Source organism: Pseudomonas sp. NPDC087804 (assembly GCF_044742965.1).
Taxonomy (GTDB): domain Bacteria; phylum Pseudomonadota; class Gammaproteobacteria; order Pseudomonadales; family Pseudomonadaceae; genus Aquipseudomonas; species Aquipseudomonas rustica.
This window is the reverse complement of the sequence record NZ_JBIUVN010000002.1, coordinates 66,225-73,306: the sequence shown is the minus strand read 5'-3', so window position 1 is coordinate 73,306 and position 7,082 is coordinate 66,225. Positions and strand designations below refer to the sequence as shown.

Here is a 7,082-nt window from a genome sequence, read left to right as displayed (position 1 = left end):
CAGACCACCGCCGCTACCATGGGTTCGCCATGACGACATTAGATGAAGAAGAACGCCGCGAATACAACCGAATCGAGGACACGATCGCACTGGAAATTCGGCCCCTGTCCGCTCCCGAAGCCGCAGGCCAGGAAGTGTTGCAGGATGCTTCCCCGCTGTTCAACCTGCTCAGCGAACTGCACCTGAGCGAATTCGAGTCGCAGCACTTGTTGCGCCAGATCAGCGAGCGCGACCGCGCCATCGCCGCGTTCCTGAAATCACAGAACAAACGCATCGACCTGCTCAGCCAGGTGGTCGCCCTGACCGTGCTCGGCCAGATCGGCGAGCCGCAACCGGTGATCATTTCCGAAGGCGGGATCGACTTTCAGCACCCGACACCGATCGCCGCCGGCGCGCACCTGTCGGTGAAACTGGTGCTGATGCCGCAAGCGCTGGGCCTGTTGCTGCGCGCCCGCGTCACCCATTGCGACCCCAAGGGCAACGGATTCGACGTCGGCACCGAGTTCGAACACTTGACCGATGCCCAGCGCCAATTGCTCGCCCGCTATATCTTGCAGAAGCAGGCCCAGGAACGACGTCTGGCCCGCGAACAGAACGAATCAGGCATTTAATTTAAGGAAGAACCGTGACCCTCATCTACGGCCACCGCGGCGCCAAGGGCGAAGCACCGGAAAACACCCTGAGCAGCTTTCAGGAATGTCTCAAGCACGGCGTGCGCCGTTGCGAACTCGATCTGCACCTGTCCAAGGACGGCGAGTTGATGGTCATCCACGACCCCACGCTCAAGCGCACCACGGATCGGCGCGGCAAAGTCGTCGAGCACACCGCCGCCGAGCTGGTGACTTACGACGCGCGCAAGGGTGGCCCGGGCTGGATCAAGCCATGCCCGATTCCGACGCTGGAAGAGTTGTTCGAGCAATGTGATTTCGAGCACTGGCAGCTCGAGGTGAAAAGCGCTTCACGCACGCGCGCGGCAACCACCGTGCTGGCGATTCGTGAAATGGCCCAGCGGCATGGCCTGCTCGACAAGGTAACGATCACCTCGAGTTCGCGGGAAGTGCTGAAAGCGGCGCTGGATCTGGTGCCGGACGTGTCGCGCGGACTGGTCGCCGAATACGCCTGGCTCGACCCGTTGAAGGTCGCGGCCAGCTATGGCTGCGAGATTCTTGCGCTGAACTGGACGCTGTGTACACCGGAACGCCTGCAGAAGGCGCAGCGTCAGGGGCTGCATGTGTCGGTGTGGACCGTCAACGAGCCTGCGCTGATGCGCAGACTCGCCGACTTCGGCGTTGACAGCCTGATTACAGACTTTCCGGTTTGGCCACTGCCACGCTCGAGAATTGCTGAAATCGGTCTCCCCGGCCGGCTCAGGCCACCGGCCGGAGCCCGTCAAAAAAGCCGGTTGAGGCCGTCGTACGCCGCTACCCGATAGGCTTCAGCCATGGTCGGGTAGTTGAACGTGGTGTTGACGAAGTACTTCAGGGTGTTCAACTCGCCCGGCTGGCTCATGATCGCCTGACCGATGTGGACGATCTCCGACGCCTGATAACCGAAGCAGTGCACGCCCAGCACTTCCAGGGTTTCACGGTGGAACAGGATCTTCAGCATGCCTTGCGGCTCGCCGGCGATCTGCGCACGCGCCATGCTCTTGAAGAACGCCTTGCCGACTTCGTACGGCACTTTGGCCTGGGTCAGCTCCTGCTCGTTCTTGCCGATCGAGCTGATCTCCGGAATGGTATAGATGCCGGTCGGCACGTCATTCACAAAGCGCCAGCTACCGTTATCAACGATGCTGCCAGCGGCCGAACGGCCCTGGTCGTGAGCGGCACTGGCCAGGCTCGGCCAGCCGATCACGTCACCGGCACCGTAAATGTTCGGTACGCAGGTGCGGTAAGCCTCGTCGACTTCGATCTGGCCACGGCTGTTGACCTTGACGCCGATGTTTTCCAGACCCAGCGTGTCGGTGTTGCCGGTACGGCCGTTGCACCAGAGCAAGGCGTCGGCCTTGATCTTCTTGCCGGACTTCAGGTGCAGGATCACGCCGTTGTCGACGCCTTCAACGCGATCGTAATCCTCGTTGTGGCGCACGGTGATGTTGTTGTTGCTGAAGTGATAGCTCAACGCCTGGGAGATTTCCGAGTCGAGGAAGCTCAGCAACTGACCACGGTTATCGACCAGCTCTACCAAAACACCCAGACCGCTGAAGATCGACGCGTATTCGCAACCGATCACGCCGGCGCCGTAAACGATCAGTTTGCGCGGGGTGTGGTTGAGGCTGAGGATGGTGTCGCTATCGTAGATACGCGGGTGGTGGAAATCGATGTCGGCCGGACGATAAGGACGCGAACCGGTGGCGATGATGATGTGCTTGGCCACCAGCTTCTCGACCACGCCGTTGGCGCAGACCACTTCGATGGTTTGCTCGTCGGCGAAGCTGCCGGTGCCGAAGAACACGTCGACGCGGTTACGGGCGTAATAGCCGGTGCGCGAGGCGACTTGTTTGGAAATGACTTTCTCGGCGCTTTTCAACACGTCCGGGAAGGAGAACCAGCGTGGCTCGCCGATCGCCCGGAACATAGGATTAGTGTTGAACTGCATGATCTGCCGCACCGAGTGACGCAGTGCCTTGGACGGGATGGTGCCGAGGTGGGTGCAGTTGCCGCCGACCTGACGACGGCTGTCGACCATCGCGACCTTGCGCCCTGCTTTGGCGGCGTTCATTGCCGCGCCTTCTCCCGCCGGGCCGGAACCCAGTACCACCACGTCGTAGTTGTAGACAGCCATGCGTACTCCTCAGAACAGGCCGCGGTGCCAGCAGCACCTACGGCTAAATCACGCCGAACGGCGGCGCGAAGGAACAATTGGGGGTCAATCAAGAACCCGGACACAGTCTATAGAAGCGTCAACGCCGCGCACATTAACCCTTGGTCGCGTCGTAGGCTACTTTTGCCTGCACTACAACGCCAGCTTTCGTATTGTTCTCAGTCAGTTTTTTTGCCACTGAGGCGTTCGAACGCCGGACTGGTGCGGATGACGAAACCTGTATCGGCACGAATCACCAAGAATGCACCGATGTCATGTTTTTCGGCATAGTCCATAGCCCTTTCGGGGCCGAGAATAAGCAACAGCGTCGATAGTCCATCGGCCATCAACGCTGAAGGATGAATTACCGTGACTGACGCCAGGTCGTGTAGGACGGGTGCACCGGTGCGGGCATCGAAGGTGTGGGAATAGCGCCGACCGTCCTGCAGGAAATAGTTGCGGTAGTCGCCAGAGGTCGAAACGCCGTAGCCGTCGACATCAATGATGCGCTCGGCGATCTGTTGATCGTCGCGGGGTTCTTCCAGAGCAATGCGCCACGGGGAGCCGTCGAGCTTTTTGCCTTTTGCCTTTAATTCGCCCGTGGCTTCAGCGAGGTAATCGTGAATGCCCAACGTGTCGAGCCTTGCGGCGATGGTGTCGACGGCGTAACCAGCGGCGATACTATTGAAGTCGACCTCGACAGCGGCGTCCTTGCACAACTGATCACCATTGATGTGCAGATGCTGATGACCGACCCGCTGCATCACCTCAGCCAGTGCAGCGGCATCGGGAACTTTTTCTTCGCGACCCTGCGGGCCGAAGCCCCAGAGATTCATCAGAGGTTCAACGGTGAGGTCGTAGGAACCTTCGCTTTGCGCTGACAGTTGTTCGCCGACGCGGATCAATTCGAGTATCGACGCGGGCATTGTCTGACAGCTATTGGCGGGCAAAGCGTTGAAACGCTCGATATCTGAATCATTGCGGTAAGTGGACAGCTGCTGATCAACTTCGGCGAGGATCCCTTCTACTTCACTGCGAACTTGCGCGGAATCGGCATCACCCGCATGACGCACGTACTTGATCGAATACGTGCTGCCCATGGTTGGCCCGCCAAAGCTTTCCATCGACTCACCCTCGCCGCAGGCCGCCAAAAACGCCGCCAAAACCACGAACCCCACAAACCGTCCAGTGAACAATTCTTCATCTCCCCGCAAAACAGCGCCGGCCATTATGAATCAAAGGGCCCGCTCGCTCCCAACGGATGGAACGCGCTTCTAAAAATCCAATAAAGAGTATCTAAAAATGTCCACTTCCACGGGCAAAGGCAAAGCGATCTTTCGCGTTGTCAGCGGCAACTTCCTCGAAATGTTCGACTTCATGGTCTATGGCTTCTACGCCACGGCCATCGCCAAAACCTTCTTCCCGACTGACAGCGCCTTCGCTTCGCTGATGCTGTCGTTGGCGACTTTTGGTGCCGGTTTCCTCATGCGACCGCTGGGGGCGATCTTCCTCGGCGCCTACATTGACCGTCATGGCCGTCGCCAGGGTTTGATCATCACGCTGGCATTGATGGCCGCCGGTACGGTGCTGATTGCCTGTGTTCCGGGATACGCCACCCTCGGCGTTGCCGCTCCTTTGCTGGTGCTGTTTGGCCGCTTGCTGCAAGGTTTCTCGGCGGGCGTGGAGTTGGGCGGCGTGTCGGTGTATCTGGCTGAAATCGCCACGCCGGGCCGCAAGGGCTTTTTCGTCAGTTGGCAGTCCGCCAGCCAACAAGCGGCGGTGGTCTTCGCCGGTTTGCTCGGCGTCGGCCTCAATCATTGGCTGAGTCCGGAACAGATGGGTGACTGGGGCTGGCGCGTGCCGTTCCTGATCGGCTGCATGATTGTGCCGGTGATCTTTGTCATTCGTCGTTCGCTGGAAGAAACTCCGGAATTCCAGGCACGGAAACATCGCCCTACCCTGCGGGAAATTGTCCGCTCGATCGGTCAGAACTTTGGCATCGTCATCGCCGGCATGGCGCTGGTGGTGATGACCACGGTGTCTTTCTATTTGATCACTGCGTACACCCCGACCTTCGGCAAGGCTGAGCTGCACTTGTCGGACTTCGATGCGTTACTGGTGACGGTATGTATTGGTTTGTCGAATTTCTTCTGGCTGCCGGTGATGGGCGCGGTGTCCGACAAGATTGGACGTAAACCCCTACTGCTGGCGGCGACTATTCTGGCGATTCTGACCGCGTATCCAGCGCTGTCGTGGTTGGTGGCGAATCCGAGCTTCAGCCATTTGCTGATCGTCGAGTTGTGGTTGTCGTTCCTGTACGGCTCGTACAACGGCGCGATGGTGGTGGCACTGACCGAGATCATGCCGGTGGAAGTGCGCACTACCGGGTTCTCGCTGGCTTACAGCCTGGCGACAGCGACGTTCGGCGGGTTTACCCCGGCGGCGTGCACGTACCTGATTCATGTGCTGGATAACAAGGCTGCGCCGGGGATCTGGCTGAGTGGCGCGGCGGTGTTGGGATTGATTGCGAGTTTGGTGTTGTTCCGGGGCAATAAGCATGAACTGCGCACGGCGCAAGCAGCCATCCCTGGCGGCGCTAGATAGGACGCCTTCGGGAGCAAGCCCCCTCCCACAGGAGAATGCATTCCAATTGTGGGAGGGGGCTTGCTCCCGAAGAGGGCGTAAAGCAAAGATCGCAGCCTTCGGCAGCTCCTACAAAATCAAATGCGATCTCCTGTAGGAGCTGCCGAAGGCTGCGATCTTTTGATCTTCCCCAAACAAAAACGCCCCGACCAAAGTCGGGGCGTTTTCATGTGCAGCTATCGCTTAGCGCGGGAACGCTGGCGGATTCACATCAGCCATGTCTTCCATCACGCGGATAACCTGGCAGCTGTAACCGAACTCGTTGTCGTACCAGACGTACAGAACAACGCGGTTGTCCTGAACGATGGTCGCTTCAGCGTCGACCACACCAGCATGGCGCGAACCAACGAAGTCGGTCGAAACCACTTCCTGCGAGTTAACGAAGTCGATTTGCTTGTGCAGATCGGAGTGCAGCGCCATGTAGCGCAGGTACTCGTTCATCTCTTCACGGGTGGCGGCTTTCTCAAGGTTGAGGTTGAGAATGGCCATCGACACGTTCGGCGTTGGAACGCGGATCGCGTTACCGGTCAGCTTGCCGGCCAGCTCAGGCAGAGCCTTGGCAGCAGCGGTGGCAGCACCGGTATCGGTGATCACCATGTTCAGCGCGGCGCTACGACCACGGCGATCGCGTATGTTGAAGATGTCGTTCAGGTTCTGGTCGTTGGTGTACGAGTGAACGGTTTCGACGTGACCGTTGATGATGCCGAACTTGTCATTCACAGCTTTCAGCACCGGCACGATGGCGTTGGTGGTGCAGGAAGCAGCGGAGACGATCTTGTCATCAGCGGTGATTTCACCGTGGTTGATGCCGTGAACGATGTTCTTCAGCTTGCCTTTGCCAGGTGCAGTCAGAACAACGCGGTCGATACCCGGGCACTGCAAGTGCTGGCCCAGGCCATCAGCGTCACGCCATACACCGGTGTTGTCCACCAGCAGCGCGTCTTTGATGCCGTACTGGGTGTAATCCACTTCAGTCGGGTTCTTCGCGTAGATCACTTGGATCAGGTTACCGTTGGCGGTGATGGTGTTGTTTTCTTCGTCGATGGTGATGGTGCCGTTGAACGAACCATGTACCGAATCGCGACGCAGCAGGCTGGCGCGCTTGGTCAGGTCGTTGTCGGCGCCTTTACGCACGACGATGGCACGCAGACGCAGACCGTCGCCACCACCGGTTTTCTCGATCAGGATGCGCGCCAGCAGACGGCCGATACGACCGAAGCCGTACAGCACAACGTCGGTGCCTTTACGTGCGGAAGCGTTTTGCTGGCCAACCACATCGGCCATTTCTTCACGAACGAATTGCTCGGCGGTGCGGCCATTGCCTTCGTTGCGGAATTTGAACGCCAACTTGCCCAGATCTACCGAAGCCGCGCCGAGCTTGAGCTCGCTCATGGCTTTGAGCAGTGGGAATGTTTCGTGGACGGAGAGTTCGCTGTCGTCGGAAGAACGGTGGCGCGCAAAGCGGTGAGCTTTGAGAATCGCGATGACAGACTGGTTGATCAGGCTGCGGCCATAGATCGAGCTCACCACGTTGTTATTGCGGTAGAGCTGACCGATAAGCGGGATAATAGCTTATGAGAGTGGTTAAGGGTATTTGTTTTCTGCATTTTTTTGTTCTGGGTTGTGTGTGTATGTTT

Annotated in this window: 4 protein-coding genes and 2 pseudogenes; 3 read left to right on the top strand and 3 right to left on the bottom strand. The window is 58.8% G+C overall.

Going from position 1 to position 7,082, the window contains the following annotated elements:
- Positions 1-29 precede the first annotated feature (29 nt).
- Positions 30-611 (top strand): PilZ domain-containing protein, encoded by a 582-nt coding sequence (locus ACIOMO_RS07400; protein WP_401239977.1) that lies wholly within the window; start codon positions 30-32, stop codon positions 609-611.
- Between the two features lie 14 nt (positions 612-625).
- Positions 626-1,347: pseudogene (locus tag ACIOMO_RS07395) on the top strand (glycerophosphodiester phosphodiesterase).
- Between the two features lie 42 nt (positions 1,348-1,389).
- Here the strand turns inward: ACIOMO_RS07395 and sthA are convergent.
- Both sthA and ACIOMO_RS07385 read right to left on the bottom strand, forming a co-directional pair.
- Positions 1,390-2,784: a Si-specific NAD(P)(+) transhydrogenase gene (gene sthA, locus ACIOMO_RS07390; RefSeq protein ID WP_038362239.1), complete on the bottom strand. Its 1,395-nt coding sequence runs from the start codon at positions 2,782-2,784 to the stop codon at positions 1,390-1,392.
- A 197-nt stretch (positions 2,785-2,981) separates the two neighbouring features.
- The gene (locus ACIOMO_RS07385; RefSeq protein ID WP_401239548.1) at positions 2,982-4,031 is read right to left on the bottom strand and encodes an FAD:protein FMN transferase; all 1,050 of its coding nucleotides are present in this window, start codon (positions 4,029-4,031) and stop codon (positions 2,982-2,984) included.
- A gap of 73 nt (positions 4,032-4,104) precedes the next feature.
- On the opposite strand from ACIOMO_RS07385, the gene ACIOMO_RS07380 reads away from it, so the two are divergent.
- A complete protein-coding gene (locus ACIOMO_RS07380) occupies positions 4,105-5,406 on the top strand; it encodes an MFS transporter (protein WP_401239545.1) in 1,302 nt (433 codons plus the stop codon).
- Between the two features lie 222 nt (positions 5,407-5,628).
- Here ACIOMO_RS07380 and ACIOMO_RS07375 read toward each other — a convergent pair.
- A pseudogene (locus ACIOMO_RS07375) lies at positions 5,629-7,011 on the bottom strand (glyceraldehyde-3-phosphate dehydrogenase); the annotation flags it as partial.
- Positions 7,012-7,082 lie beyond the last annotated feature (71 nt).

What these genes read in the sequence shown, in the direction of transcription:
- ACIOMO_RS07400 (WP_401239977.1), top strand. Translation starts at nt 30, where the DNA reads ATGACGACATTAGATGAAGAAGAACGCCGCGAATACAACCGAATCGAG.
- sthA (WP_038362239.1), bottom strand. Translation starts at nt 2,784, where the DNA reads ATGGCTGTCTACAACTACGACGTGGTGGTACTGGGTTCCGGCCCGGCG.
- ACIOMO_RS07385 (WP_401239548.1), bottom strand. Translation starts at nt 4,031, where the DNA reads ATGGCCGGCGCTGTTTTGCGGGGAGATGAAGAATTGTTCACTGGACGG.
- ACIOMO_RS07380 (WP_401239545.1), top strand. Translation starts at nt 4,105, where the DNA reads ATGTCCACTTCCACGGGCAAAGGCAAAGCGATCTTTCGCGTTGTCAGC.